The 26232-nt window shown below is 70.2% G+C and carries 28 protein-coding genes; 18 read left to right on the forward strand and 10 right to left on the reverse strand.

The genetic code is table 11. The annotated features are described in order from the left end of the window. Positions 1–85 precede the first annotated feature (85 nt). Entirely contained in the window at positions 86–955 is an 870-nt protein-coding gene (locus tag ACWBNA_RS09925; RefSeq protein WP_482703879.1) for a universal stress protein, read from the reverse strand. A gap of 200 nt (positions 956–1155) precedes the next feature. Here ACWBNA_RS09925 and ACWBNA_RS09930 point away from each other — a divergent pair, with 200 nt between their 5' ends. The 5 genes from ACWBNA_RS09930 to ACWBNA_RS09950 all read left to right on the forward strand — a co-directional run bounded on the left by ACWBNA_RS09930 (position 1156) and on the right by ACWBNA_RS09950 (position 4959). Then, complete coding sequence (locus tag ACWBNA_RS09930; RefSeq protein WP_482703880.1) at positions 1156–1977, forward strand: universal stress protein; 822 nt, start codon at positions 1156–1158, stop codon at positions 1975–1977. A 157-nt stretch (positions 1978–2134) separates the two neighbouring features. Then, positions 2135–2740 (forward strand): Rv1733c family protein, encoded by a 606-nt coding sequence (locus ACWBNA_RS09935; RefSeq protein ID WP_482703881.1) that lies wholly within the window; start codon positions 2135–2137, stop codon positions 2738–2740. 37 nt (positions 2741–2777) lie between these two features. Next, positions 2778–4139, forward strand: coding sequence for a nicotinate phosphoribosyltransferase (locus ACWBNA_RS09940; protein WP_482703882.1), 1362 nt, complete (start codon positions 2778–2780; stop codon positions 4137–4139). Between the two features lie 39 nt (positions 4140–4178). Beyond that, positions 4179–4466 (forward strand): DUF1876 domain-containing protein, encoded by a 288-nt coding sequence (locus ACWBNA_RS09945; RefSeq protein ID WP_482703883.1) that lies wholly within the window; start codon positions 4179–4181, stop codon positions 4464–4466. A gap of 34 nt (positions 4467–4500) precedes the next feature. Then, the gene (locus ACWBNA_RS09950) at positions 4501–4959 is read left to right on the forward strand and encodes an Hsp20/alpha crystallin family protein (protein WP_482703884.1); all 459 of its coding nucleotides are present in this window, start codon (positions 4501–4503) and stop codon (positions 4957–4959) included. Between the two features lie 114 nt (positions 4960–5073). Here the strand turns inward: ACWBNA_RS09950 and ACWBNA_RS09955 are convergent, their stop codons facing one another. Continuing rightward, on the reverse strand, positions 5074–5748 hold the full coding sequence (locus ACWBNA_RS09955; RefSeq protein ID WP_482703885.1) for a CBS domain-containing protein: 675 nt from the start codon (positions 5746–5748) through the stop codon (positions 5074–5076). Between the two features lie 133 nt (positions 5749–5881). Between ACWBNA_RS09955 and ACWBNA_RS09960 the strand changes: the two genes are divergently transcribed. Both ACWBNA_RS09960 and ACWBNA_RS09965 read left to right on the forward strand, forming a co-directional pair. After that, a complete protein-coding gene (locus ACWBNA_RS09960) occupies positions 5882–6808 on the forward strand; it encodes a pyridoxamine 5'-phosphate oxidase family protein (protein ID WP_482703886.1) in 927 nt (308 codons plus the stop codon). Positions 6809–6883: 75 nt separating this feature from the next. After that, positions 6884–7876, forward strand: coding sequence for an Acg family FMN-binding oxidoreductase (locus ACWBNA_RS09965; RefSeq protein WP_482703887.1), 993 nt, complete (start codon positions 6884–6886; stop codon positions 7874–7876). Positions 7877–7925: 49 nt separating this feature from the next. Here the strand turns inward: ACWBNA_RS09965 and ACWBNA_RS09970 are convergent, their stop codons facing one another. Next, complete coding sequence (locus tag ACWBNA_RS09970; protein ID WP_482703888.1) at positions 7926–8603, reverse strand: CBS domain-containing protein; 678 nt, start codon at positions 8601–8603, stop codon at positions 7926–7928. A gap of 22 nt (positions 8604–8625) precedes the next feature. Continuing rightward, entirely contained in the window at positions 8626–9027 is a 402-nt protein-coding gene (locus tag ACWBNA_RS09975) for a cyclic nucleotide-binding domain-containing protein (RefSeq protein WP_482703889.1), read from the reverse strand. Between the two features lie 317 nt (positions 9028–9344). Here ACWBNA_RS09975 and ACWBNA_RS09980 point away from each other — a divergent pair, with 317 nt between their 5' ends. The 7 genes from ACWBNA_RS09980 (at position 9345) to ACWBNA_RS10010 (ending at position 18587) form a co-directional block, all read left to right on the forward strand. Beyond that, positions 9345–10220, forward strand: a complete 876-nt coding sequence (locus ACWBNA_RS09980) for a universal stress protein (RefSeq protein ID WP_482703890.1) — start codon at positions 9345–9347, stop codon at positions 10218–10220. 57 nt (positions 10221–10277) lie between these two features. Further along, positions 10278–12677, forward strand: coding sequence for a glycoside hydrolase family 65 protein (locus ACWBNA_RS09985; protein WP_482703891.1), 2400 nt, complete (start codon positions 10278–10280; stop codon positions 12675–12677). A 112-nt stretch (positions 12678–12789) separates the two neighbouring features. Further along, positions 12790–13668, forward strand: a complete 879-nt coding sequence (locus ACWBNA_RS09990; RefSeq protein WP_482703892.1) for a potassium channel family protein — start codon at positions 12790–12792, stop codon at positions 13666–13668. A 119-nt stretch (positions 13669–13787) separates the two neighbouring features. Continuing rightward, positions 13788–16424 carry a cation-translocating P-type ATPase gene (locus ACWBNA_RS09995; RefSeq protein WP_482703893.1) on the forward strand — a complete coding sequence of 879 codons (2637 nt, stop codon included), beginning with the start codon at positions 13788–13790 and terminating at the stop codon, positions 16422–16424. Positions 16425–16555: 131 nt separating this feature from the next. Continuing rightward, complete coding sequence (locus ACWBNA_RS10000; RefSeq protein ID WP_482703894.1) at positions 16556–16975, forward strand: CBS domain-containing protein; 420 nt, start codon at positions 16556–16558, stop codon at positions 16973–16975. A gap of 123 nt (positions 16976–17098) precedes the next feature. Then, positions 17099–17848 carry a glucose 1-dehydrogenase gene (locus tag ACWBNA_RS10005; protein WP_482703981.1) on the forward strand — a complete coding sequence of 250 codons (750 nt, stop codon included), beginning with the start codon at positions 17099–17101 and terminating at the stop codon, positions 17846–17848. A gap of 61 nt (positions 17849–17909) precedes the next feature. Continuing rightward, entirely contained in the window at positions 17910–18587 is a 678-nt protein-coding gene (locus tag ACWBNA_RS10010) for a hypothetical protein (protein WP_482703895.1), read from the forward strand. Between the two features lie 130 nt (positions 18588–18717). Here ACWBNA_RS10010 and ACWBNA_RS10015 read toward each other — a convergent pair whose 3' ends face one another. Then, entirely contained in the window at positions 18718–19245 is a 528-nt protein-coding gene (locus tag ACWBNA_RS10015; RefSeq protein ID WP_482703896.1) for a DUF6448 family protein, read from the reverse strand. 347 nt (positions 19246–19592) lie between these two features. Between ACWBNA_RS10015 and ACWBNA_RS10020 the strand changes: the two genes are divergently transcribed. The 4 genes from ACWBNA_RS10020 to pspAB all read left to right on the forward strand — a co-directional run bounded on the left by ACWBNA_RS10020 (position 19593) and on the right by pspAB (position 22199). After that, the gene (locus ACWBNA_RS10020) at positions 19593–20369 is read left to right on the forward strand and encodes a PspA/IM30 family protein (RefSeq protein WP_482703897.1); all 777 of its coding nucleotides are present in this window, start codon (positions 19593–19595) and stop codon (positions 20367–20369) included. Then, positions 20366–20644 (forward strand): PspA-associated protein PspAA, encoded by a 279-nt coding sequence (gene pspAA / locus ACWBNA_RS10025; RefSeq protein ID WP_482703898.1) that lies wholly within the window; start codon positions 20366–20368, stop codon positions 20642–20644. Before ACWBNA_RS10020 ends, pspAA begins: the two co-directional genes overlap by 4 nt. 5 nt (positions 20645–20649) lie before the next feature. After that, positions 20650–21552: a zinc metalloprotease HtpX gene (gene htpX, locus ACWBNA_RS10030; RefSeq protein ID WP_482703899.1), complete on the forward strand. Its 903-nt coding sequence runs from the start codon at positions 20650–20652 to the stop codon at positions 21550–21552. A 68-nt stretch (positions 21553–21620) separates the two neighbouring features. Further along, entirely contained in the window at positions 21621–22199 is a 579-nt protein-coding gene (gene pspAB / locus ACWBNA_RS10035) for a PspA-associated protein PspAB (RefSeq protein WP_482703900.1), read from the forward strand. 168 nt (positions 22200–22367) lie between these two features. On the opposite strand, the gene ACWBNA_RS10040 is transcribed toward pspAB, so the two are convergent. The 5 genes from ACWBNA_RS10040 to ACWBNA_RS10060 all read right to left on the reverse strand — a co-directional run bounded on the left by ACWBNA_RS10040 (position 22368) and on the right by ACWBNA_RS10060 (position 26223). After that, a complete protein-coding gene (locus tag ACWBNA_RS10040; protein WP_482703901.1) occupies positions 22368–23972 on the reverse strand; it encodes a multicopper oxidase family protein in 1605 nt (534 codons plus the stop codon). Positions 23973–24043: 71 nt separating this feature from the next. Then, the gene (locus ACWBNA_RS10045; protein ID WP_482703902.1) at positions 24044–24484 is read right to left on the reverse strand and encodes a hypothetical protein; all 441 of its coding nucleotides are present in this window, start codon (positions 24482–24484) and stop codon (positions 24044–24046) included. 40 nt (positions 24485–24524) lie between these two features. Beyond that, a complete protein-coding gene (locus tag ACWBNA_RS10050) occupies positions 24525–24929 on the reverse strand; it encodes a metal-sensitive transcriptional regulator (protein ID WP_482703904.1) in 405 nt (134 codons plus the stop codon). After that, positions 24926–25201, reverse strand: coding sequence for a YHS domain-containing protein (locus ACWBNA_RS10055; protein WP_482703905.1), 276 nt, complete (start codon positions 25199–25201; stop codon positions 24926–24928). The genes ACWBNA_RS10050 and ACWBNA_RS10055 overlap by 4 nt, the downstream gene beginning before the upstream one ends. Next, positions 25105–26223: an HAD-IC family P-type ATPase gene (locus tag ACWBNA_RS10060; protein ID WP_482703982.1), complete on the reverse strand. Its 1119-nt coding sequence runs from the start codon at positions 26221–26223 to the stop codon at positions 25105–25107. The genes ACWBNA_RS10055 and ACWBNA_RS10060 overlap by 97 nt, the downstream gene beginning before the upstream one ends. Between the last annotated feature and the right edge of the window lie 9 nt (positions 26224–26232).

The following is a 26232-nucleotide window of genomic DNA, read 5'->3' on the forward strand; positions in this document are numbered from 1 at the left end:
CTCGCCGTGGTGGCGGGCACCGGACCGGGGCACTGAGGCGTCGTCCGGCGACACCGACCGAACCGATGTCTCAATGCGGCCAGGTTCAGTCATGAGGGACGACGGCGACGGGGCAGCGCCCATGGTGGATGGCGGCCTGGGCGACGGGGCCCAGGTGGGGCGCGAGACCCGGACGGTGTGCGCGTCGGCCGACGACCAGCAGCGCGGCGCCTTCGGCGGCCTGTACGACGGCCTTGGCCGGGCTTGCGAAACGGATGTCGTCTGCCACGTCCACCTGCGGGTACTTCTCACGCCAGGGGCGGAGCGCCTTGCTCAGCTGCTTCTGCGCGTCCCGTTTCATCTCCTCGGTGACGTCGTGGTCCACGCCCCAGGGCACGCGGGCATGCAGTGGCACGCTTCGGCCGTGGACGGCCAGTAGAGGCACGCCCCTGGCCGCAGCGCTGTGGAAGGCGAAGTCGAGCAGACTCTCCGAGGAATCGCGCAATTTCAGTGCCACGACCACGCGGCCCGCGGGTGCCGGCACCGGCCCCTCCTCCCCGGCTTCGGCGCGGACCAGCACCACCGGCCGCTGGGCCCGTGCCACGACCGGCATGCTGACGTCGCCCAGGAAGTAGCTCGCGACGGATTCCAGTCCTCGTGAACCGAGCACGAGCACCTCGGACTCCGAGGCCGCTCGGAGCAGGGCGTCCTGGGCGTCCTCTGCCACCAGGCTCCCGATGACGGACAGGCTCGGATGGCGCGCCTGCAACTCCGCCTGCGCGGTGTGGACGAGACGCTTCGCCCAGTAGTTCTGATCGACTTCGGAGGGGACGCGGGCCGGTTCCGGTGCCAGCAGCGGCCATGCGTGCAGCAGACGCAGGGTGAGCCTGCGCTTTTCGGCCTCGTCGGCCGCCCAGTGGGCGGCGGCAAGGCTCTCGGGTGAGCCGTCGAGGCCCACGGTGACAACTGGTTGCATGGCAGCGGCCTCCGTCGCATAGCAAGCTGGAAGTAACGGCTGATGAGTCTGATTGCCGGACTGTTCGGATGTTGCCGACATGCCGAGCGTGGCGCGTTCCCTCATTCGAGGAGTACCCCAATCCCCTTCACCGCGCATGCGCAGGAGAGGGCCGGAGGCTGCGGGGCCGGGCAGGACCGGCAGGAGAGGAGGCATGGGTCGTGGCGATTCCCCTGGTGGTCGGCGTCGACGGGTCCGAGGCGAGCCTGCAGGCGGTGGACTGGGCCGCCGACGAGGCGATCCGGCACGGGGTGCCACTCCACCTTCTGCACGCGGCGGCGCGGGACCATGAGGTGTCCGACGTGATCGGCCACGCCTCGGAACGTGCCATCAAGCGGGCACCCACGGTGCGGCTGTCGAGCGAGGTGCTGCACTCCGACGCGGCCTCCGCCCTGGTCGACAAGGGACGCAACGCCTTCGCGCTGGTGCTCGGGTCGAGAGGGCTCGGAGACCTCGCGGGGATGCTCCTGGGTTCGGTCAGCCTCGCCGTGGCGGCACGCGCGGACTGCCCGGTCGTCGTGGTCCGCGGCGCGGCGGAGCACCAAAATGCGCGGTTCGGAAGCGTGGTCGTCGGTGTCGAGGAGGGCGAGGGCAGCGGCACGGCCGTGCAGTTCGCCCTTCGCGAGGCCCAGGTGCGGCGCTGCCGACTGGTCGCCCTACATGCCTGGGGCGCACAGCTCGGTGCCCTGACCACGCCTCAGGCCCCCTCGTGGTACGCCCTGGAAGCCCACCGCCGCTCGCCGGCCCAGGTACTCGACGACGCCCTGCGCACCCCGGAGGAGCAGTACGACGATGCCCGGGTGAGCCGGCGGGTGATCGAGGGACCGGCACGCCAGGCACTGCTGGAAGCCGCGTCGGAGGCGGACCTGCTGGTCGTCGGCGCCCGCAGACGGCAGGGGCACCTGGGCCTGCAACTGGGCCTGACCAACCACGCGGTACTGCATCACGCCCCGTGTCCGATCGCGGTCGTTCCCCGGATATGACCGCGAGTGGAAATGACCGACCACGTCGGCTCGGCCCCATCGGGGCCGGAAGTCGGTCCCGCAGGGACTTTCGGCCCTGTGACCGAAGACCGCCGCTGTCCGATGGTGGGACGAAGTGGTGGGGGGAACGGGCCAGCGACTTGCTGGAGGCCGACTTATGAGTGCACAAGGTTCGCCGTACGCGTCCGGACCGCCCCCCTCGCGCGGGGAGCCCCTGACCAAGGGGACGAACCCCCTGATCCGTCCGTCCGACAGGTTCGAAACCTGGATCCGCCGCTTCCTGATGCTCGTGCTGGTCCTCGGACTGCCCTTGGCAGCGCTCAGCGCGGGGCTGACGGCGTACGAGTCGTCGATGCACACCGTGCAAGCCCAGTCGGCGGAGCGACAGGAGGTCACCGCCCGGCTGACGTCGAACGTCAAGGGCGTCACCACGGACGGGAAGCAGCAGGCGCGGGTCCGCTGGACCGACGACAACGGCACGGTGCGGACGGGAACGACCCTCGTGAAGTCGGGAACGCCCAAGGGAGCCACCGTGCCGGTGTGGGTGGACCGGGAGGGGACCATCACCAGCCCGCCGATGAACGCGCTCACCGCGAGGACCAACGGCTGGTTCGCGGGCGGCATGGCCGCGGTCGGCGTGGCGGGCGGGTTCTTCGCGGTGCGGGCAGGCATGCACCGCGTGCTGGAGCGGAAAAGGTACACGCAGTGGGACGCCGAGTGGGACCTGGTGGAGCCCCTGTGGTCCGGGCGCTTCCGCCGATGACGGGCAGAGACCGGATGCGCATGAGGAGGCGACGTCGATGTCCGAAGCGACGACCACCGATCTGTACGAAGTGACGATGGCCATGTCCTACCTGCGGGAAGGGATGACCGGCCCGGCCACCTTCAGCCTCTTCGTCCGCGACCTTCCTCCTGAGCGGGGCTTCCTGGTCGCCGCGGGGCTGGAGTCGGCCCTGGACTACCTGTCCGGCCTCCGAGTGGGCCCCGAGGACGTCGACGCCTTCGCTTCCGCGCTGCACCGGCCCCCGGGGGATCTTCAGCCCCTGCTCGGCCTGGAGTTCACGGGTGACGTGCGGGCCGTACCGGAGGGCCGGATCGTGCTCGCGGGAGAGCCGCTGCTGGAGGTGACCGCGCCTCTTCCACAGGCGCAGTTGGCCGAAACGTACGTGCTCAACCAGCTCAGCCACCAGACGGCGATCGCCTCGAAGGCAGCGCGTTGTGTGCTCGCTGCGGCCGGGCATCCGGTCGTGGACTTCTCCCTGCGGCGGACCCACGGCCCGCAGGCCGGGTTCCAGGCCGCCCGGCTCGGTGCGATGGCCGGCTTCGCCGGCACCAGCAACGTGGCCGCGGCCACGGCTCTCGGCATCCCCGCCGTCGGCACGATGGCCCACTCCTACGTGGAGGCGTTCGCCACGGAGGAAGAAGCGTTCCGCGCGTTCGCACGCTGCCACCCCGGCCCGGTGACGTTGCTGGTGGATACGTACGACACCGAGGAGGGCGTCCGCGTCGCGGCTCGCGTGCTGCGAGACCTTGACCACGCGGCCCGCGGTCCAGGCTCGGCCGTACGGCTGGACAGCGGCGACCTCGGCGCCCTGGCGGCCCGGGCACGCTGCATCCTCGACACTGCGGGCCTGCCCGACGTACGGATCATCGCCAGCGGAGGTCTCGACGAGTACGCCCTGGACGACCTGGTCCGCTCCGGAGCGCCGATCGACACCTACGCCGTCGGGACGCGGGTCGGGGTCTCCGCCGACGCCCCGTACCTGGACTCCGCGTACAAGATGGTGGAGTACGACGGGCGCCCGGTGATGAAGCTGTCGTCGGCGAAAGTGACCGCACCCGGCCCCAAGCAGGTGTTCCGCCGCACGGCGTACGCCGACGTGATCCGTCTCGCCGACGAGCCGTCGCCCGGCGACGGCAGCCCGCTGCTGGAGCCCGTGATGCGGGGTGGGCAGCGCACCTGCGGCAGAGCCACGCTCGACGCGTGCCGGGAGAGACTCGCTGCGGACCTGGCCGGTCTGCCCCCGGCCGCGCGCCGGATACGAGGCCCGGTCCCGCCCCGCGCGACGGCCTCCGAGCACCTGAGTGCACTCGCTCGCCGCGTGCGGCGCCGCATCGACGAGCAGAGGTCGGCTCCCTACGCACGGCCCGTGAGCCCATGACGGGCCGGCCGCATCCGGATCGCAGTGAGGAGTAAAACGATGTCACATACGGTGGAATGGAAGGTTCGTCTCCACCTCTTCGAGGACGACGAGGGAGCGACGAAGGCACACGTGGTGCTGGACACGGGCACCACGGCGCTGAGCGGACAAGGAACAGCGCACTGTCATCCGGCGGACTCGAACGTGCCGGAGATCGGCGACGAACTGGCGGCGGGCCGAGCCATGCAAAATCTCGCCCAGCAACTGCTGGAAATCGCCGAGCGCGACATCGAGGGCGTGGGGGCGTCCCGGCCGAGCACCCGTCAGGCCGTCGGCTGGCCCTTGTGACCGGCGGCGGCAAGCAAGTCAAGGAGGATCACTCATGACGCATCCCGCACGACACGGCAGGGGTGGGCTTCCGGCAGCCTTGCGTGAGCTGGAGGACCTCCGTACCAGGGTCGACCAGCTCATGCACGCCGCCTTCCCGGGCGGCGGCACCTACGAGTTCGGCGCGGCCGAGCCCTGGGCGCCGCTCGCCGACATCGAGGACACCGAGGACGCCTATCTGGTGGAGCTGGAGCTTCCCGGTGTGGACAAGGACCAGATCACCGTGGAGGTCGGCGAGGGCGAGCTCGACATCCACGGTGAGATCAAGGAGAAGGAACATACCGGGGTTGTCCGCAGGCACACCCGCCGCCTCGGGCAGTTCGACTACCGCACGACGTTGCCCCCGAACTCCGACCCCGAGCACATCAGCGCGGATCTGACCAACGGGGTCCTCACGGTGCGCGTCCCCAAGACCGATCAGGGGAAGGCACACCGCATCGAGATCACCGGCTGAGCCAGCGGTGGGGTCAGTCACCGGGACGCGTAACGGGGGCCGGCAGGTGCCCGCGGTTTCCCGAGGGCCGGCGGTTCAGCCGCCGGCCTTCGCCCGACGACGTTGCCGCGGGGTTCAACTGTGGGAGGGCAAAGGTGGGGCGTCGTCGTTCCGGTAGGCGATGTGCCCGCCGACCGAGACCACGCCGTCGACGCTGCCGCACAGCCGTTCGATGACGGGAATCAGACTCCTGAACTCGACGGAGCCACCGAGTTCGACCCGTCCGTCGCGCACTTCGGCCGTCACCTCCGAGGGAGCGAGTCCTATCGTGCGCCACAACACGTCTTCGGTGATCTCGTCGCGGATCGCGTCGTCCCGGCGCAGGAAGATCCGCAGCAGGTCACCACGGCTGACGATTCCCAGCAGCCGGTCCGTCTCGTCCACCACGGGCAGCCGTTTGATGTGATGGGCCTCCATCAGCCGGGCGGCCTCGACCACGCTCCACTCCGGCCGTGCGCACACCGCGGGAGCCGACATCAGCTCCTCGGCGCGGGACCCCTCAACCTTGGCCCGCTCCCACGCCTCAAGGTGTGGGACCGGGCTTCGACCGGACGGATCGGCCTGGTCGGCGCTCTTGCGCAGCAGGTCGGCCTCCGACACCACACCCGCGGGCCGGTCCAGATCGTCCACGACGGGTACCGCGGTGACATCGTTCTCCGCCAGCAGCCTGGCTATCTCCTTGAACGGCGTGTCACGCCGCGCCCGGACGACGTCCCGGGTCATGAGTTCAGAGACCGTTCGGTGGCGCATGTCGACTCCCATCCCGTACGTGACAGTCAGTCATCTCGGCCCACCCTGCGGATACGGGCCACTCGGCCCATGCGGTGACCTGTCGCGCGTGGCACGTTGGTTACAACACCATTCTGAGGAGAGGGCGGCGATCATGCGAGCTCACCTCGGCGACCAACTCGTCATCGAAAGCCAGAAGACCGGCGCCACCAGGCGCGACGGCGAGATCGTCGGACTCCACCACGAGGACGGAACACCCCCATACGACGTGCGCTGGTCGGACACGGACGAAGTGACGCTCGTGTTCCCCGGGCCCGACGCGCACCTCCGCCACCTCGAGCACGGACAGCAGCCAGGGACCGCCCAGGGGTCTTCCCAGCCGGACACGGTCGAGCCGGAATCCGTCTCGGCGGCAGCCTCGCCGACCGGGAACCCCAACCCCGGCGACATCGGCCGGCGCGTGGCCGTGGAACGCCACAGGAGTGGGCTCAGCCTGGGGGAAACGGCCCGCCGCGCCCGCATGTCGCCCGACTACCTGGCGTACCTGGAGGAACAGCCCGCCGACCCGAGTGTGGGGACTCTCATCAGACTGGCCGACGCGCTGGGCACCACCGTCGCTGCCCTGCGTGGCGGCGGCATCGATCTGCCCCCCGGCCAAGGCCAGGCGCTACTGCACCCTCAGCTGAGGGATCTCAGCCCGCAGGAGTGCCGCACGCTGCTCTCCACGCACGGTGTGGGGCGTATCGCGGTCCCGGCGTCCGACGGTCGCCCGGCGGTGGTCCCGGTCAACTACGAAGTCGTCGATGACGCCATCGTCTTCCGGACCGCGCCCGGCTCGGCGCCGGCGGCGGCCGTGGGGAAGGAGGTCGCCTTCGAGGTGGACCACGTGGACGAGGCCATGAGCCAGGGCTGGAGTGTGCTTGCAGTCGGCCCGGCGCGCGTCGTCACGGAGCCCGACGCCGTGCGCGGACTCACCCGACGCGCCCACACCACGCCCTGGGCAGGCGGTGAACGCGAGATGTGGGTGTCGATCCGGCCCGCGAGCCTCACGGGCAGGCGCATCACCCCGGCCGACCAGTAAGCCCGCCGCAGGACTGGCATCAACAGAAGAGTGGTCCCCTCCTGGCATGCCGCCGACTCGCGAGAGGAGACTCCGGTGAGCCGAGAAGTACCGTCCGACGAGCGCGTGACGGACTTGGTCCACGACGCTGCCGCCGCCCCGTCGATGCACAACGCACAGCCCTGGCGCTTCCGCTACGTCCGGCGCAGCCGCACGTTCGAGATACGCGCCGACTTCGACCGTGCCATGCCGCGCTCCGACCCCCGAACCCGCGGCCTTCACATCGGCTGCGGCGCCGCCCTGCTGAACCTGCGGGTCGCTGTGGCCCACGAGGGCTGGCATCCGGAGACCCGACTGCTGCATGACCTGTCCGACCCGGCGCTCCTCGCCAGCGTGCGGCTCACCCCACCCGAAAGCGGCGAGGGCGACCTGGGCGCGCTGTATCCGGCGATTCACGAGCGGCACAGCAGCCGCTTCCCGTTCGACGAGACGGAAATCCCCGATGCCGTGCGAGAGGCACTCAGCGAGGCCGCTCGCCGTGAGGGGGCCGTGCTGACGTTCCCCACCTCATGGCATCTGCAGGAGGTCCTGGAGGTGGTCCAGGAAGCCGAGGCGCGCAACATCACCGACCGCGGCAGCGACCAGGACCTGGCCGAATGGACCCGTATCGACGCTCCGTCGGTGAACATGACCGACGACGGAGTCCCGGACTACGCCTTCGGGCCGCGCAAGCGCGGGGGCAAGGCCCCGATGAGGGACTTCGCGGGCCCGCGGCAGGTGGCGGGACGGGACGCCGCGGACTTCGAGCAGAGCCCCCAGCTGGCCCTGGTCAGCACGAGCCATGACCACCCGGAGGACTGGCTGCGCGCCGGCCAGGCCATGGAACGTGTCCTGTTGCTGGCCACCCTTGAGGGCCTGTCCAGCTCCTTCGCCACCCAGCCCCTCGAGTGGACCGACCTGCGCTGGCCGCTGCGCGACCCGGTGACCGGGACGGGTTACACGCAGATGCTGCTGCGCCTTGGATACGGCCCCAAAGGCCCCCGCACACCGCGCCGCCCGGTGCTGGAGGTACTCGACATCCGACCCTGACCTGCCCGAGGGACCGCAGCCCGTCGGCGCCGGGCGCCCGGTACACGGGTCACTGACTGTCCTCGGGACCGTCCGGACCAGCTGGCTGGCCGGTGAGGCGGGGCTCGACGTCCACGACGCCCTCCACGGCGCGCACGAGGCGCACGGCGACCGAGATGAGTGAGGTGTCGCGGATGTGTCCCCGGAGGGTGACGACTCCCTCGTGCACGTTCACGTGGATGGCGTGGCTGAATGCCGGGAAGAGGTAGGACACCACGGTGCGGCGGACCTCCTCCTCGATGTCCTCGTCCGACCGCAGGAAGACCTTCAGCAGATCGGCACGACTGACGATGCCCTGGAGCATGCCCACCTGGTCGACCACGGGCAGCCGCTTGACGTGCCGGACGGCCATGATCCTGGCCGCCTGCGCCAGGGTGGTGTCGGGGTGGACCGTGATCGCAGGGGTGCTCATGAGCTCCTCTGCCGTCACCGCGCCGGCCTTGGCGACGTCGGACAGGCGTCGGCGCTGTTCGAAGAGGTTCGGGTCGTCGTCGCGGAACTCCTCCTTGGGCAGCAGGTCGGCCTCGGACACGACGCCGATGACGCGCCCTTCGCCCTCCAGGACCGGCATGGCACTGACCTTCCACTGTTCCATGGTCCGGACGATCTCTTTGAAGTGCGCGTCGCGTCCCACGGCCACGACCGTCTGGGTCATCACATCGCTCACGATGTGCGGGGTTTCGGACACCGCGCACCACCTCGTCTCGCTGTCAGGGCACCTCGCCGGCCCCGAAGGGCGCGTACAGGTCGAGCAGCCGCACCCGTGCGGACCTGAGCCGCCCCGCGATCACTCCTGCGACATAGGTCCACAGCTCTTGCTTCAGTTCCGGGTCGTGCACGCACAGCTGACCGACCGCGGCCGCGTCGAACTCGTAGGCACGCACCGGGCTGGTTGCCTGGGCCCCCATGTGCCAGTGATGAGGAGGAACCAGCCAGGACCAGCCCAGCAGGGCCCCGGCACCGAGGGTCTCGATGACCGCTGCGCGGCGGCCGGGCACGTGAACGTCGAGAGCGACGGTTCCCGTGCGGATGATCCAGAAGCGGTCGGCTTTGCCGCCCTCGTTGAAGATGCGCTCGTCGATCGCGAACGACACTTCACGAGCGAGCGACATGAGCTGCTCCTGATGCTTCGTGGTCAGGGCGCCGAAAACGCCGGTCCTCGCTACCACCATCGCTTCCCTTCACCATGGCCTCGAAGCGGAGCGGGCTCGTATCCGGCCGAGGGGACGGCCGTGGCGGAGAGGTGGGAGCGGCACCCGCTCTTCCTCCAGGCCGCCTGACTCCACAATCGTCGCAAATCGCCACACTGCAACCTGGGCCGAGGCTCTTTGGCGAGCGTCGGATCCACGTGTCGCGATGGGCCCAGGGCGGTGCGACGGTATTGACAGGGGCTTGCGGCAGTGGCCGGGGCAGGAAGGTGATGGTGACCATGGAACTCCCGTTGGTCGTGGGTGTCGACGGCTCGGACTCCAGCCTGCAGGCCGTGGACTGGGCGGTGGACGAGGCGGCGCGGCACGGGCTGTCTCTGCGGCTCGTCCACGCCTCTTTGTGGGAGCGGTACGAGGGACGCCTCCCCTCCTTCGGTACCGACCGTCCGGCCGAGAAGGTTCTGGCCGAGCACATCACGGCGTCCTGCGCGGAACGCGCCCAGCTGCGCAACCCACAGGTGAAGGTGTCGAGCGATGTGCTGCCCGACGACGCCGTGTCCGCGCTCCTGCACGCGGCTCATGAATCCTTCGCCCTGGTCATGGGCTCCCGCGGCCGCGGCGAGGTCGCCGGGTTGCTGCTGGGGTCAGTCAGCCTCGCGGTGGCCGCCCGTGCGGTGTGCCCGGTCATCGTGGTCCGCGGCGGGGAGCAGAACCGGCAGGGCACCTTCGACAAGGTCATGGTCGGTGTCGGCGATTCGACGGAGGGCTCGGCCGCTGTGCGGTTCGCCTTCCGCGAGGCCGAGGCGCGCGGCTGCGCCCTGCACGCGGTACGGGCCTGGCGGCGCCCCGCCCATGAGCACGTGGACCATCCCCTGGTCGCGGACGATGCTGTCAGTGCCCACGAGGAACGGGCCTCCGCTCTCCTCGCCGACGCACTGCGCGACGCCGTACGGGATCAACCCAAAGTCGATGCGCACCGCCAAGCGGTCGAAGGCCCGGCACACAAGGTCCTCCTGGATGCCTCGGCCGAGGCCGACCTGGTGGTCGTGGGCGCATTGAGGCGGCACGGCCACTTCGGTCTGCAACTCGGCAGGGTCGCCCACGCCCTGCTGCATCACGCCGAGTGCCCGGTGGCCGTCGTACCGCAGCGGGCCTGATCCGGCGCGCGTCTCACGCTCCTGCACATCTCGTCAAGGGAGGAGAAGAGGGCGCGGATGGCGGACTGGACATGGGAGTACGAGGGCTACGACCCCACGGCCGAGCAGTTGCGTGAGTCACTCTGCACGCTGGGCAACGGCTACTTCGCCACGCGCGGCGCGGCGCCCGAGTGCCGGGCGAGCCTGGTGCACTACCCGGGAACCTACGGCGCCGGGTGCTACAACCGCCTCGAGTCGACCGTGGCGGGACGGCAAGTGGTGAACGAGGACCTGGTCAACCTCCCGAACTGGCTGCTCCTGCGGTTCCGTCTGCGCCGCGCCGGGGGAGCGTGGTGCCCGTGGTTCTCCCCGGACACCAGCGAACTACTGGACTACCAGCACACCCTGGACCTGCGCCGGGCCACGCTCACCCGCACACTTCGTTTCCGGGACGACAAAGTGGGCGTGCTCAGCGTCCGGCAGACCCGCCTGGTGCACATGGGGGACCCTCACCTGGCGGCCCTGCGGACGGTCTTCACGCCCGAGGACTGGTCGGGGGAGATCGAGATCGAGTCCTGCCTAGACGGTGACGTGATCAACGGCAACGTGCACCGCTACCGCGCCCTCAACGGGAGCCATCTGACCCGTGTGCGGACGGAGGCACAGGAGCCCGACACGGTCTGGCTCAGTTGCCGCACCAGCAGCTCGGGCATCGGTGTGGCCATGGCCGCCCGGACGGTCGTCGCCGGCGAGCCCGTGGCCTCTTCGGAGCTTCGTCCCGCCCGGCGCCGTGCCGTCCACCGCCTGGTGGTTCCGATCGCTCCGGGCCGATCCGTCGACGTGGAGAAGACCGTGGCGCTGTTCACCTCACGCGACACGGCGATCAGCGACCCGCTCGAGGCAGCACTCGACCGGGTGTCCACGGCGGCGGGCTTCTCGGCCCTGCTGGACTCCCACATCGCTGCGTGGGGGCGGTTGTGGCGGCGCGCGGACATCCAGGTGCCCGGCCGGGCCGGCCGCGTCCTGCGCCTGCATCTCTTCCACGTACTGCAGACGCTCTCGCCGCACACCGCGGACCTCGACGTGGGAGTGCCGGCCCGGGGCCTGCACGGTGAGGCGTATCGGGGCCATGTGTTCTGGGACGAACTGTTCGTGCTGCCGTATCTCAACCTGCACTTCCCGGAGGTCTCCCGGGCGCTGCTGAACTACCGCTACCGACGCCTCCCGCGAGCGTGCCGGGCCGCCGCCGCAATCGGCCGGGCCGGGGCGATGTACCCGTGGCAGAGCGGCAGCGACGGCCGCGAGGAGACTCAGGTGTGGCATCTCAACCCCCGCTCGGGGCGCTGGCTGCCCGACCACTCCCGGCTCCAGCACCATGTGGGCTCGGCGATCGCCTACAACGTCTGGCAGTACTGCGAGGCCACCGGCGACACGGAGTACCTGCACACCAAGGGTGCGGAGATGCTGCTGCAGATCGCCCGCTTCTGGGCGGACCTCGCCGAGTTCGACCCCGGCACGGGCCGCTACCGCATCCGCGGCGTCGTCGGCCCCGACGAATACCACGACGGCTACCCGGGGGCCGCCGGGCCGGGGCTGGACGACAACGCGTACACCAACGTCACCGCCGCCTGGGTCCTCGCCCGTGCCCTGGACCTGCTGCGGCGCCTTCCCGCCTGGCGCCGGGAGGAGCTGTTCGAACGCGTCCGGCTGGGCGGCGACGAACTCCCGAAGTGGGAGGAGGTCTCCCGGCGGTTGCGGGTGCCCTTCCACCAGGGCGTCATCAGCCAGTTCGAGGGCTACGACAACCTCGCCGAGCTGGACTGGGACGCCTACCGGGCGCGCTACGACGGCATCCGACGCCTGGACCGGATCCTGGAGGCTGAGGGCGACACGGTCACCCGCTACAAGGCGTCCAAGCAGGCCGACGTTCTCATGCTCGGCTACCTCTTCTCGCCCGCCGAACTGGGGGATCTGTTCCGGCGTCTCGGGTACGACCTGGACGACGAGGTCTGGCGCCGGACCGTCGACTACTACCTCCAGCGCACCAGCCACGGCTCCACGCTCAGCGGGCTCGTCCATGGCCTTGTCCTCGCCCGCGCAAGACGAGCCGAGGCATGGAAGTACGTCCAGGAGGCATTGGAGGCGGACATCGCCGACATCCAGGGTGGCACGACCGGCGAGGGCATCCATCTCGGGGCCATGGCCGGGACCCTCGACCTGGTCCAGCGTGGTCTGACCGGACTCGAGACGCGTGAGGACGCCCTGTGGCTGGACCCGGTTCCCCTCCCGGCACTGTCCGAGTACGGTTTCTCGCTGCGCTATCGCGGTCACTGGGGTGTCGGCGTACGGCGCCGAAGAGGGCAGCTGGAGATCGGTGTGCCCGACTCGGAGGAATCGCCGATCCGCGTGGTGCTGGCCGACCGGGCAGTGACCGTCGCGCCCGGGGAGACCTGCACGCTCGAGCTGCCGACGAGTTGATCAGCGCAGATGGGTGTGCCGGACCTCGCGTCTGCCGCAGGATCCGCCGGACAGGCCATAGGCTCCGAGAAAGCGGGTTCCGCTTCAGGCGGCAGGGCCGTGGGAGACGTGGATGAAGTGGTTGGTCTCGCTGGTCGGTGCCGGGCTGGTCATGATCACCCTGCGGGACCTGTTCCACACCCTCTGGCACCCCACCCGCCACGGTGGCCTGAGCCGCCTCGTCATGACGGCGCTGTGGCGACTGGCCCGCCGCTTCCGTGCGCGTAGGCGAGTGGTCGGGCTCGTGGGACCGCTCGCCATGGTGACGGTGGTGAGTATGTGGGCCGTCACCGTCATCCTCGGCTGGGCCATCGTCTACTGGCCCCACATGCCTGGGGCGTTCACCTTCTCGCCTGGTTCCGAGGCGGCGCGGGAGCCGGCGCTGCTCGACTCCGTGTACCTGTCGCTCGTGACGGTCGCCACCCTGGGGCTGGGGGACATCGCACCCGCTGAGAGCTGGCTTCGCCTGGTCTCACCGTTGGAAGCCCTCGTCGGCTTCGCCCTCCTGACGGCCACGGTCTCCTGGGTCCTGGAAATCTACCCGGCGCTGACCCGTAGGAGGGTCCTGGCCATCCGCCTGGCGCTGCTGCGCGACTCGGACCCGACGACGCAGCAGATCGACTGCACGGCGGGGGCGCTCCTGCTGGACAGCCTGGCCACCGAGGTCGTTCGCGTCCGGATCGACTTCACCCAGTACGCCGAGGCGTACTACTTCCATGACGGGGAGGACCACTCCTCGCTGGCGGCCATGGTCGGTTACGCCGATGCCCTTGCCCGACACGGGCGGGCGGCGCGGCGGCCGGAGGTGCGACTGGCCGGTGACCTGCTCGCCGGTGCGCTGAAGGATTTCGCCGCCATCCTTGACCAGCGCTTCCTCCATACGGGCGGAACGCCGACGGAAGTGTTCGCCGCGTACGCCGACGACCACGGCCGCAGCCGCGCGCACCCTTGAGCCAGGGTGCACTCTGAGAAAGCGGGGGTACGTACCTCGGGTCGGTGGCCGAGTACACGACGGGAGCGGTGGATGGCAGCCCATGCACGGAGCCGTCCGGACGCGGCTCCGCCACGGACGTGAACCGGCGAGAAGGCAGCCGGAGGCCCGCCGCGGAGGTCGACCGGCTCCCGGACACGCCTTCCGCCATGGGGCTGTCGTCGGACGAGGCCGCGCGGCGGCTGGCGCTCCACGGGCCCAACGAGATCCCCTCGGAGCCGCGGACCCCGGTGTGGCGGCGGGTGCTGCAGCAGCTGCGCGACCCGCTGATCCTCGTCCTGCTCGTCGCTGCCGCCCTGACGATCGCCACCGGCGATCTCTCCGACGCCGCTGTGATCCTGCTCGTGATCGCGGTGAACACGGTGGTCGGCGTCGTTCAAGAGGTACGGGCGGAAGAGGCGGTGATGGCCCTGTCCGCCATGAGTGCCCCCGCCGCCAGGGTGGTGCGGGACGGTGAGGAGCGCTCCGTCGCGGCAGCCGGGGTGGTGCCGGGCGATGTGGTGCTGGTGGCCGAGGGGGACATCGTCCCCGCGGACGGGGACGTGCTCGTCACGGCGTCGCTGCTGGTGGACGAGTCGTCACTGACGGGCGAGTCCGTTCCGGTGGAGAAGGTCCCCGACAGTGACCAGGCGCGCGGGGCGGTGTCGGCGGGCACGGTCGTCGTCCGCGGCCACGGACGGGTCGTGGTGACCGCGACCGGGGCCGACAGCGCGCTCGGCCGGATCGCCTCCCTGATGGGCGGCGCGCCCGGCCTCACCCCGCTGCAGCACCGGCTGGCGAGGTTCGGCCGGACGCTGGCGGCTGTCACCGTGGCGCTGTGCGCGGTCGTACTCGCTCTCGGGCTGGTGCGCGGCCAGCCCGTTGAGCTGATGATCGTGGCGGCGATCAGCCTCGCCGTCGCCGCCGTTCCGGAGTCGCTTCCCGCCGTGGTGACGCTCGCTCTGGCGCTGGGAGCACGGCGGATGGCGGACCGGCACGCCATCGTCCGCAGGCTGCCCGCGGTGGAGACCCTGGGCTCGGTGACTGTGATCGCCACCGACAAGACGGGCACCCTGACCGAGGGCCGGATGGCGGCCGAGCAACTGTGGACGTCACTCGGCGAGGCATCGGTCGTGGGGACCGGCTACGAACCCGAGGGCCGGGTCGTCCGAGACGGCGAGGCGGTGACCGCGGGTGACGCTCCCGACCTGGCGGCGCTGCTGAGCGTCGCGATGCTGTGCAACGACGCGGCGCTGGAGCCCCCGTCGCACCACTCCCCGGAGTGGAGCGCGCTCGGCGATCCCACCGAGGCCGCCCTGCTGGTGGCCGGGGCCCGCCTCGGGCTGGACCGGGCGGCACTGGACCGCGAACTGCCGCGCCTGGAGGAAATTCCCTTCGACAGCACCCGCAAGCGCATGACGACCGTGCACCGCCGCCCGGACGGCGGGGTGCGCATCGCGTGCAAAGGAGCGCCGGAATCCGTGCTCCGGCCGCAGATTCTGGCCGACCGCCCTGAGGCGGTCGCCCGCGCGGCCGCCCACGCGGAGGCGTTGGCGCGCCATGGATACCGGGTGCTCGCCGTCGCCTCGGCCGACCACGAGGACACGGCCCAGCGACCCCCGACCTGGGAATCGGGCTTGTCGCTCCTCGGCCTCGTCGGCATCCTGGACCCGCCCCGCAGCGCGTCCGAGCCGACGATCACCGCCTGCAGACGTGCCGGCATCGTCCCCGTACTCATCACAGGCGACCACCCGCTGACCGCGCGGGCCGTGGCCGGGCGCCTCAGCATCGCCACCCGGGACGACGAGGTCACCACAGGGGACCGGATCCGGGCAGGCACAGCAGGCGATCTGACGGACGTACGCGTCTACGCCCGGACCACTCCCGAGCAGAAGCTGGACATCGTCCAGGCGTGGCGCGGGGCCGGGCACGTGGTGGCGATGACGGGGGACGGCGTCAACGACGGCCCGGCCCTGCGTCAGGCCGACATCGGCGTCGCCATGGGCCGGCGGGGCACCGAGGTCGCACGACAGGCAGCCGATCTGGTGCTCGCCGACGACAACCCGGCCACGATCGTGGCGGCCGTCGAGGAGGGACGCCGGGTCTACGCGAACGTGCGCCGGTTCCTGCTCTACGCGCTCGCCGGGGGCACCGCGGAGATCCTGGTGATGCTCCTCGGCCCCTTCCTGGGGATGCCGCTGCCGCTGCTGCCCGCGCAGATCCTGTGGATCAACCTGCTCACGCACGGCCTGCCCGGTGTCGCTCTCGGCGCGGAACCCGTCGACCCGCACACGATGCGCCACGCACCCCGGCCTCCCGAAGAGAGCGTGCTGGGGGCCGGCCTGTGGCCGCGGATCCTGTTCATGGGGACCTTCGTCGCCACGGTGACCCTCGTAGCCGGCGTCTGGGCCCGGGAGACCGGACGTCCCTGGCAGTCCATGATGTTTCTGGTGCTCGGGGCGACCCAGCTCGGCGTGGCACTCGGCTCCCGGGCCCGCCCGGGCACCCTGGCCAACCCGTTCCTGCTGGTCGCCGTGGCAGTGGCACTGAGCCTCCAGGCGGCCGGTGTCTATCTGCCGCCTCTGCAAGACCTGTTGGGTACGGAGCCGCTCGCGCTCACCGACCTGGCGATCGCCTGCGTCCTGTCCGGCCTCGGCCATGTCGTCATGCGTCTCCAAGCGCGACTGAGACCGCAACGCCCGCCGCGCGTGGGCCTGCCGGCGGTCAAGGGACGTTGAGTGACGTGGGCGCCTTCCCGGCATGCGCACGGGAGGTGAGGAACTCACACTGGTCTGGAGGAGCACCGGCCAGGTGCGCCAGGCTCTGGGGACTCTTCCCACGTGGACAGCGACGCTCGAAGGAGACGACCATGACCACTGCCCGGGAGATCATGCACGGCGGCGCCACCTGCATCCAGGAGAACGAGACACTGGAGGCCGCGGCGCGCAGGATGAAGGAACTGAACGTCGGAGCCCTCCCGATCTGCGGGGAGGACGACCGGCTCCACGGGATCATCACCGACCGTGACATCGTCGTGAAGTGTCTCGCCAGGGGCAAGGACCCCAGGACCGTGACCGCGGGCCAGCTCGAACAGGGCAAGCCGATCACCATCGACGCCGAGGCCGATGCCGGCCAGGTCCTTCATGCCATGGAAGAGCACAGGATCCGTCGGCTGCCGGTGATCGACGACCATCGCCTCGTCGGCATGATCAGCGAGGCCGACCTCGCACGTCACCTGCCCGAGGCCCAGGTGGGCCATTTCGTCGAGGTCATCTGCGCGGCCCCTTGACCGACCCATTGTCCGTCGGCCTGCGGCCCCTGAGACCGCACGTGTCATGCCGTCATGCCGAGTCGGTCGCGGCTGATGGCGCACATGGACATCTTCGTCGAGGCATGGGTTCAGGAGGTCATGATGGGACGTCTCAACGAGCAGGTGGCGATCGTCACCGGCGGAGCCAGGGGGATCGGCGCCGCTGTGGCACGTCTGTTCGCGTCCGAGGGCGCGACCGTGGTGGTCGCCGATGTCCTCGACGCCGAGGGGGAGAAGCTGGCGGCGGAACTCGGTGGCCCGGCCCGCTACGCGCACCTGGACGTCAGCACCGAGGGCGGCTGGCAGACGGTGGTCGCGGAGACGGAGCGGGACCTCGGCCCGGTCTCGGTGCTGGTCAACAACGCCGGGATTCTTGAGTGGGGGACCATCGAGGAACAGAGCCTCGAATCCTTCCGGAGGGTCATCGACGTCAACGTCCAGGGCGCCTGGCTGGGCATGCGTACGGCTGCACCATCACTTCGTCGCGCCGGCGGAGGCGTGATCGTGAACATCTCCTCGATCGCCGGCATCACCGGCTACGCCGGCATCGGAGCCTATGTGACCAGCAAGTGGGCATTGCGCGGGCTGACCAAGGCCGCGGCTCTGGAACTGGCCCCGGACGGGATCCGCGTCTGCTCGGTCCACCCCGGTGCGGTGCGTACCGCGATGACGGCCGACTTCGACGACTCGTTCACCGCCGGACAACCCCTCCCACGGTTCGGCGAGCCCGAGGAGGTCGCCCGCATGGTCCTCTTCATCGCCGCCGACGCCACCTTCTCGACCGGCGTGGAGTTCGTCCTGGACGGCGGTGTCACCGCCGGCCCGCCCACCGTCCTGACTCCCGCCGACTGACCTGGGAGCCAACAACATGCCGTGCGTGGTGGGACCGATGCGGAGCTGCGACGCTGAAGACATGAGCGAGCACCGGCTCGCGGCCGGGCGACGTCCATTCGGTGTGGCGGCCGCCGCCCTGGCCCTGTACGGCGTCTTCCTGCGGCCACGGGTGCTGACCTGGGGCACGACACCCGACGAAGCCGCCCGTGACCTCCCCGGCGATGGCCTCATCCCCGATGCGCACGGCACCTCGACCATGGCCACGACCCTGCCGGCGCCGCCCGAAGAGATCTGGCCCTGGCTGGCACAGATGGGCTGCAACCGCGGCGGCTGGTACAGCTGGGACCGCCTGGACAATGGCGGGCGCCCGAGCGCGGAACGCATCGTCCCGGAGTGGCAGCTCCTGGAGCTGGACCAGCACCTGGACTCCCTGCCGAGCGGCGATGCCTGGTTCACCGTCGCGGTCCTGGAACCGGAGCGGACCCTGGTGCTGCGCTCGCAGACGAAACTCCCCTCGGGACGCCCCTTCGACGTGCGGTACGAGCCGCTGCCCAGGGCGTACATCGACTCGATCTGGGGTTTCCACCTCCGGCCGGAGCCCGGCGGAAGGACCCGGCTTATTGTCCGCGCGAGGGGTCGCAGCCGCCCACGGCCCCTCACCCGGACCATAGACATCCTGTTCTGGGAACCCGCCCACCTGATCATGCAAACCCGCCAGTTCCACAACCTGCGCACGCGCGTCAGTGCGACGGCATGAATGCGAGGAGGACGCCGTGGCACCGCAACCGCGGACCGACCTCGTGCGGATGCGCGGGGAAACAGGCGATACGCGCGCCGTCCTCCGCGCCGGGGATCGTAATGGCGGGTGGCCCAGACTGTCCGTTTCCTTACGAGCACCGGGTTGATGCGTGCGGGACGGCGATCGCCTGTTTGTAGACGTGGTGCGACCACACCTGCAGGCCGAGACTGGCCTCCACGAACTCGCGGGCGGCATCCACCCCCTCAGCGACATGCTCCTTGAGCGCCATGGCGCGGCCGTGACGCTCTTCCACCTGCTCACGGATGATCCCGCAGAGCACCCCGGTCAGTTCGTCCGCGGAGCCGGCGTCGAGGGCACGCTCGGCAGCCGGGATCACCGGCCCGACATCGAGCCCGGCCGGCTTCAGTCCCGTGAAGGGAGCGCCTTCTCCCGAGCGGTGTACGCGGACCACCGTCTCGAAGAACCAACGGTCGGCCACTTCCTGGGCCTCCCGGCCGCGCGTACGTGCCCTGGCCGTGAGACTGAACGCCTCACGTACCTCTGGTTCCCCTTCCTCAGATACGTAGGGCAGGACCTGGTCGACATCCCTTCCTTCCAGGGCTTTGCGTGCGGCCGTGACGACGGGACCGTCGAGAGAATCACAGTGCGGTGGCATCGCCGATCACCTCCCTTTGCGGTTCACCTCCATCATCTGCCCGCAGGCGCGAGCGGGAGAGGCACGACCGCAACCGGGTGGCGAAGGCTGAGGGCCGCCGTAGCAGCCCTTGCTCGCGATGGTGAGAGGCCGCCGTCTGTTCCCGACCAGCCGGGCCGCCCGCCCACCACTCCTTCGGCGGCGCAGGATGGGGGTGCGGTGTTCTCCATGCCTGCTGCCGTTGCAGCCGTGCTCTCGGACGCGGGACGGGGGTTGCGGCCCGGACCACGCCGCCGGAGTCTGGAAGTGTCCCGCAGACATGACTGGACTGGCTGATTCCTCACCTGTCGAAGAGGAGGCAGGCCGCTATGACCAGCATCGCCCACCGCATAGCCACCCTCTTCCGGACGAAGGCGAACAAGGCCCTGGACAAGGCCGAAGACCCGCGGGAGGTACTGGACTACTCCTATGCCCAGCAGCAGGAATTGCTGCAGAAGGTACGACGTGGTGTGGCGGACGTGGCCACCAGCCGCAAGCGCATCGACCTGCAGATCAACCAGTTGCGCCAGTCCAGCGGCAAGCTGGAGGGACAGGCCCAACAGGCGCTCGGAGCCGGACGCGAGGATCTCGCCCGCGAAGCCCTGAGCAGGCGCACCGCCGTGGCCTCCCAGCTCACGGACCTTCAGACCCAGCAGGCAACGCTGCAGGCCGAGGAGGAGAAACTCACCCTGGCCTCCCAGCGCCTCCAGGCGAAGGTGGAGACCTTCCGCACCAGCAAGGAGACCATCAAGGCCCGCTACACCGCGGCCGAGGCCCAGACCCGCATCACCGAGGCCGTCACCGGTATCGGCGAGGAGATGGGTGATGTCGGCATGGCCATGCAGCGCGCCGAGGACAAGACCGAACAACTGCAGGCCCGGGCCGGTGCGTTGGACGAACTACTCGCCTCCGGTGCCCTGGAGGACGCCACCCTCCCTGCCGGCGGCGACGACATCCAGGCCGAACTCGAACGCGTCACCGCGGGCCAGGACGTGGACGAGGAGCTGGCCCGGATGAAAGCCCAGCTTCCCGCGTCCGCCACCCCGCCGGCCGTAGAAGCCAAGAGCGCTGAGCAGGGCCCGCGGGACCCGGAGGCGACATCATGATCATGCGGATTCTCGGTGAAGGCCAGTACGAGATCACCGACGAACACCTCGACCGGCTCAACGAGCTGGACGCCGCCCTGCAGTCGGCAGCCGACGCAGGCGACGAGACGGCGTTCACCACCGCCTTGTCTGCCCTGCTGGACGCGGTACGCAGCCTCGGCACGCCCCTGCCGGACGAGAGGATCACGCCGTCCGACCTGGTGCTGCCCGACGAGGACACCAGCCTCACGCAGGTGCGGGCGCTGCTCTCCGACGAGGGCTTGATCCCGGGGTGATGGCGATGCGCAGCCGATTCGAGCCCGACCGGCAGCTCACCGCCCGGATGCTGGTCACGATGTTTTTGCTCGGGCTGCTGTACGTGGCGTTCGTCGCGGTGCTGATCGTGTTGCTCAAGTCTGTCGTCCTGGTCGTCGTCATCGCCGCCGGGCTGCTGGTCGCGCAGTACTGGTACTCCGACCGGATCGCCCTGTACGCCATGCACGGCCGCCTCGTCACCAGGGAGGAAGCACCCCAGCTGCACGGCGTCATCGACCGGCTGTGCGCAGCCGCGGACATGCCCAAACCACGGGTGGCCGTCTCCCGGATGGATCTGCCCAACGCGTTCGCCACCGGCCGCAACGCCGACCACGCCGTCGTCTGCGTCACCACCGGGCTCCAGCGCCGCCTGGAGCCCGCCGAGCTCGAAGGCGTCCTCGCCCACGAGCTGTCCCACGTCGCGCACCGCGACGTCGCGGTGATCACCATCGCCTCGTTCCTGGGAGTGATCGCGGGCCTCATCGTCCGCTTCGCCTTCTACTCCCAGCTGTTCGGCGGGCGCAACCGCGACCAGAACACCGCGGCGGCGCTCGCGCTTGTCATGGGGGTCTCCGCACTGGTCTACGCGATCAGCTTCCTGCTGATCCGGGCCCTGTCCCGCTATCGCGAACTGGCCGCCGACCGCGCCGGAGCCATGCTCACCGCGCGGCCCTCCGCACTGGCCTCGGCACTGACCAAGGTCACCGGCGACATCGCCCGTATCCCCACTCAGGACCTGCGCACCGCCCAGGCGTTCAACGCGTTCTTCTTCACCCCAGCCCTCGGGCCCGGCACCACGGTGGCCAATCTGTTCTCCACTCACCCCAGCCTGGAGCGGCGTCTGGAGGCACTCGCCGAGATTTCAGCCGAGCTGGGCGAGACGGCATGACCGCCGCCCACTGCCGGACCGGCATACGGCGCCCTCACCAGGCAGCGACAGGAAGGAGCTGAACGACTGTGGGTTTCCTCGATGCCCTGTTGGGGCGGAGCAAGCCGGTCAAGCCCGACCTCGACCAGCTCTTCGGCCTGCCGTCGGCGGCGATCACCCTCCAGGCGGCCATCGGCTTCACGCCGACCGGCACAGGCTCGGTCTGCTTCGCCAGCGTCGAAGGCGGTGCCTTCGCCCAAGTACAGCAGGACGTACGGGGTCTGCTGGACGCCGACTCCGAACGCGGAGGCACGCCCGTGGAATTCAGCCGCGACGACTACGGCTACTCATGGCTGCTCTCCCGCCGCGACCCCGACGACCTCCCGGCACTCGTCAACGACCTGCACGCGGTCAACACAGCCCTGCAGGACAGCGGGTTCGGTCCCCAACTGCTCTGCTCCCTCGTCGCCTTCCACGGCGCCGAACTCCGCCCCCTCGCCCTCGTGTACCTCTACAAACGCGGCACCTTCTACCCCTTCGCACCCCAGCCCGGGGAGAAGCGCGACAACCCCCTCGAACTCCAGGTCAAGACCATCGTCAAGGACGATTTGCGCATCGAACCTGACCTGACTCGCTGGTTCCCGCTCTGGGGTGCCCCCGGCCTGTGACGGTCAGGCCCGGAGTCAACGGCAGGGCATGGAGATTGGGTTGGCCCAGTGGCCTGGCACTCCGCCTGAGTCTCCATGAAGCCCAGGGGCGTCGGAATCTCTCCGTCGCACCACGGGTGACAGTTGCTGGACGGCACACCGGTGTCGCGTGCCGTCCAGCCACGCGGGTCACGCCTGGTAGGCGACGTTCGTCATCATCCCGGCCTCGCCGTGGTAGGCGTTGTGGCAGTGCAGCATCCATTGACCGGGGTTGTCGGCGTCGAAGAACACGGACAGCTCCTTCTTGGGCAGCACGATCGCGGTGTCCTTACGGGGCCCGGAGCCGCCGAGCTGGTACGTGTGGCCGTGCAGGTGCATCGGATGCCACATGGTGGTCGTGTTGACGAAGTCCAGCCGGACCCGCTGGCCGTCCTCGACGAGGATCGCGTTGGCGTCCGGGTCGGCCATGTCGAACGGCCTGCCGTTGATGGCCCAGTTGTAGTGCATCATGCCGCCGGTGAGTTCGATCCGGTGGGTGAGGTCGGTCGCGACGGACTCCAGACGTACCTCGTCGGCCGCGCGGAGCCGGGACGCGGTGATGATCGTGCCGCTGAGCTCCTTCGGCCGTACGGTGGCCGTGGGTGCGCGGCCGGAGGCGGTGCGCACGAGGGCCAGGCCGGTCGTGTTCTTTCCCTCAGCCAGGGCGATCAGCGGGAAGACTCCGTCGCCGAGGGTGACCAGTGCGTCGTACCGCTCGCCCATGGCGATGAGGATCGCGTCCGTTTCCTGGTGTTGGACGGGGAAGCCGTCGGTGTGGGTGACCGTCATCCTGTGGTCGCCGAGGGCGACGCGGTAGGCGGTGTCGCTGCCGGCGTTGATGATCCTCAGGCGCACCTTGCGGCCGGGCTTGCCGGTGTAGACGTCCGGGTCGGCCGGAATACGGCCGTTGACCAAGTGGTAGGGGTATTTCACGTCCCCGGCGTCGCCGCCGAGCAGCTCGCTCTCGGCACCCATGAGCATGAACCTCGACGAGATCCTGCCCGACGAGGCGGAGGCAGACGGGGACGCGTCGCCGCTCATGTTCCCCATGCTGTGCATGTCGTGGCCCTCTGCACCGGAGCTGGCGGAACCGGAGTCGCCGCCCATGTCCATGCCGGCCATGCCCTGCGTGAGTTCGGTGAAGACCTCGTCGGGGGTACCGGTGACGCCGTCGAGCCAGTCGTCGAGGACGATCACCCATTCGTCGTCGTAGGCAAGTGGCTCGCGCGGGTCCTCGATGATCAGCGGGGCGTACAGACCGCGGTCGAGCTGGACGCCGACGTGCGGGTGGAAGAAGTACGTGCCGGGGGTGTCGGCGATGAACCGGTAGGTGAAGGTGCTCCCAGCCCGTACGGCGCTCTGGGTCGCCGGGGGGACGCCGTCCATGTCGTTACGCAGGGCGATGCCGTGCCAGTGGATCGAGGTAGTGGTCCTGCCCGGCAACTGGTTCGCGAGTTCGGCGGCCAGGGTGTCTCCGGCAGAGAGCCGGACCTCCTTGCCGGGCGTGCGGCCGTCGAAGGCCCAGGTCCTGGCCCTGATGCCACCGCCGAGGTCGACCGTGGCGGGCGCTGCGGTGAGTGTGATCCTGAGCTGCCTGCCGCTGCCGGGCCGCTTCTTCTCGGCTGCGGCGATGGCGGAGCCGGAGGGGCTGACCAGGGCGGGGGTGCTGCCGGAGTCGGTGCACGCGGCGAGTGCGCCCGCGCCCGCAGCGCCGAGTCCGGCGAGCAGGACGGAGCGCCGGTTGATGCTGTTCACGATGTGGGTCCTCTTCTTGGAGCTGGCATGTGGTCGCGGCAGGGACGGCACACGGGTGCCGTGGGCGGGGCCTAGATGCGCAGTTGGGAGAGGACCGACAGATCGGGCGGCGCGCGGCCGATTGTCCCGGCGGGCACGAGACCGGGCTTGGCCTGGTGCGGGTTCGCCGCCTGCTTCGCATGGCCCTGCGGCGGCGCGGCGAGCTTGACCGTGTCAACACTCGCGGTGGCGCAGTGCTGCATGCCGGTACTGGCGCAGGCGCTGCCATCAAGGCCGTGCGCGGGGGCGGGTGCGTCGAGCGTACGGTGGGCGGCGGAGCCATGAGACCCGGCGGCGGACGAGGGGACCATGCCGGGCATGGCGGGCTCGGCATACGGGGAATGCGCGGCGTGTTGCACCGGGGTGGCGGTGATCGCGGCCGTCTCGTGGTGGATCAGCACCGCCAGCGCGGCGAGCAGGGCGATGACGGCGCTGCGTGCCCAGTGGATGGCACTGGCGCGGGGTGCTGCCATCGCCATCGCCTCCGCCCGGGCTTGTCCTCTGGGAGCCCTGTCAGCGAGGGCTCACTGTCTTCTCAACATACCTCTGTGGGGTGTCCTGGCTCTTGCGTAGCGGTGGCGGTGACAGCCGTAGCGTGCGGCGCAGGGCGAGGATGAGTTCGTCGAGTTTGGCGTCACTTTCGGCCTCGTCGGCGCGGACCGCGTCGTGGACGCAGTGCCGGATGTGGTCGTCGAGCTGGCCGAGTGCGACCTCTTGCAGAGCGTGGTTGACGGCGCTGATCTGGGTGAGGATGTCGATGCAGTACCGGTCCTGATCCACCATGCGGGCGATACCGCGGACCTGGCCCTCGACCTTGTGCAGCCGGGACAGGTGCTCGTCCTTGTGGTCGGTGTAACAGCGCGAGGCCCCGCTCGGTTCCGAATGCGCGGTGTCGGCGTGGTCGGCGATGGTGGTCATCGGTTCTGTCCCCCTTCCTGTGTCCCGCCTGCTGCCGGTGCGGGGTAGCGGCACGGGTCGGCGTCAAAGGCGGCCGCGCAGTGCGTGGAGCAGAAGAAGTAGCTGCCGGTTTCGGTGTCACGCCGGGCCGCGGTGGTCGCCGGGTCCAGGTGCATGCCGCACACCGGGTCCACCGTCATCGCTTCCGCGTCTGGCGGGTGCTCGTGGCCGGTGCCGGACTCCGGCGGATGGTGCCCCTGCCGTCCGTCACCGGCCAGGGCGGGCTGGGCCATGGCCTGGTCGACTGTTGACTCCACCTGTGATTCGACGGGTTCCGTGTGGTGGGCGGCAGCGGGCTGGTGTGCCAGCGGCGCAGGCGGGAGGAGTTGGTCACAACGGACAGGGAGGACAGGGTCATCGCGGCGGCGGCGATGATCGGACTGAGCCGCACGCCCCACAACGGGTACAGGGCGCCCGCCGCGAGAGGGACGCCGACGGCGTTGTAGACCAAGGCGAAGAACAGGTTCTGCCGGATGTTGCGCATCGTGGCGCGCGACAGCCGGATGGCGGTGACGACGCCGGTCAGGGAGCCGGAGATGAGGGTGATGTCGGCGGCTTCGATGGCCACGTCGGTGCCGGTACCGATGGCGAGACCGACGTCGGCGGCGGCGAGCGCGGGGGCGTCGTTGATGCCGTCTCCGACCATGCCGACGGTGCGGCCTTCGCCCTGCAGGCGGCGGATCTCATCCGCCTTGTGCTCCGGGAGCACCTCGGCCAGTACGCGGGTGACGCCGACCTGGGCGGCGATCGCGGCGGCGGAGTCGTCCTTGACGGTGTCGGCGACGGCCAGCACCCCGGCAGGGTATCCGTCGACGGCGGTGAGGACGGGGGTCTTGCCGTGGGCCGAGAGGTCGGCCGCGACGGGCGCCAGTGTGGTGGTGTCGATGTCGACGTCGCCCAGGAGCCGGGCGGTGCCGACCAGGACGGCGTGGCCGTCCACGGTGGCCCGGACGCCTTTGCCGGTGACCGAGTCGAAGCCGGTCGCGGCCGGCCAGGCCAGACCGCGGTCGCGGGTGCCCGCGAGGACGGCCTGCGCCAGTGGGTGTTCGCTGTCGGCCTCGGCGGCTGCCACCAGCCGCAGCAGTTCGGTCTCGGTGATGCCGTCAGCGGTGTGGACGTCGGTCAGGACGGGTTTGCCTTCCGTGACGGTGCCGGTCTTGTCCAGCACGACGGTGTCCAGCTTGTGAGCGGTCTCCAGGGCTTCGGCGGAGCGGATCAGGATGCCGGCCTGGGCACCCTTGCCGGTGCCGACCATCACCGACAA

This window comes from Streptomyces sp. Q2 (assembly GCF_056820935.1).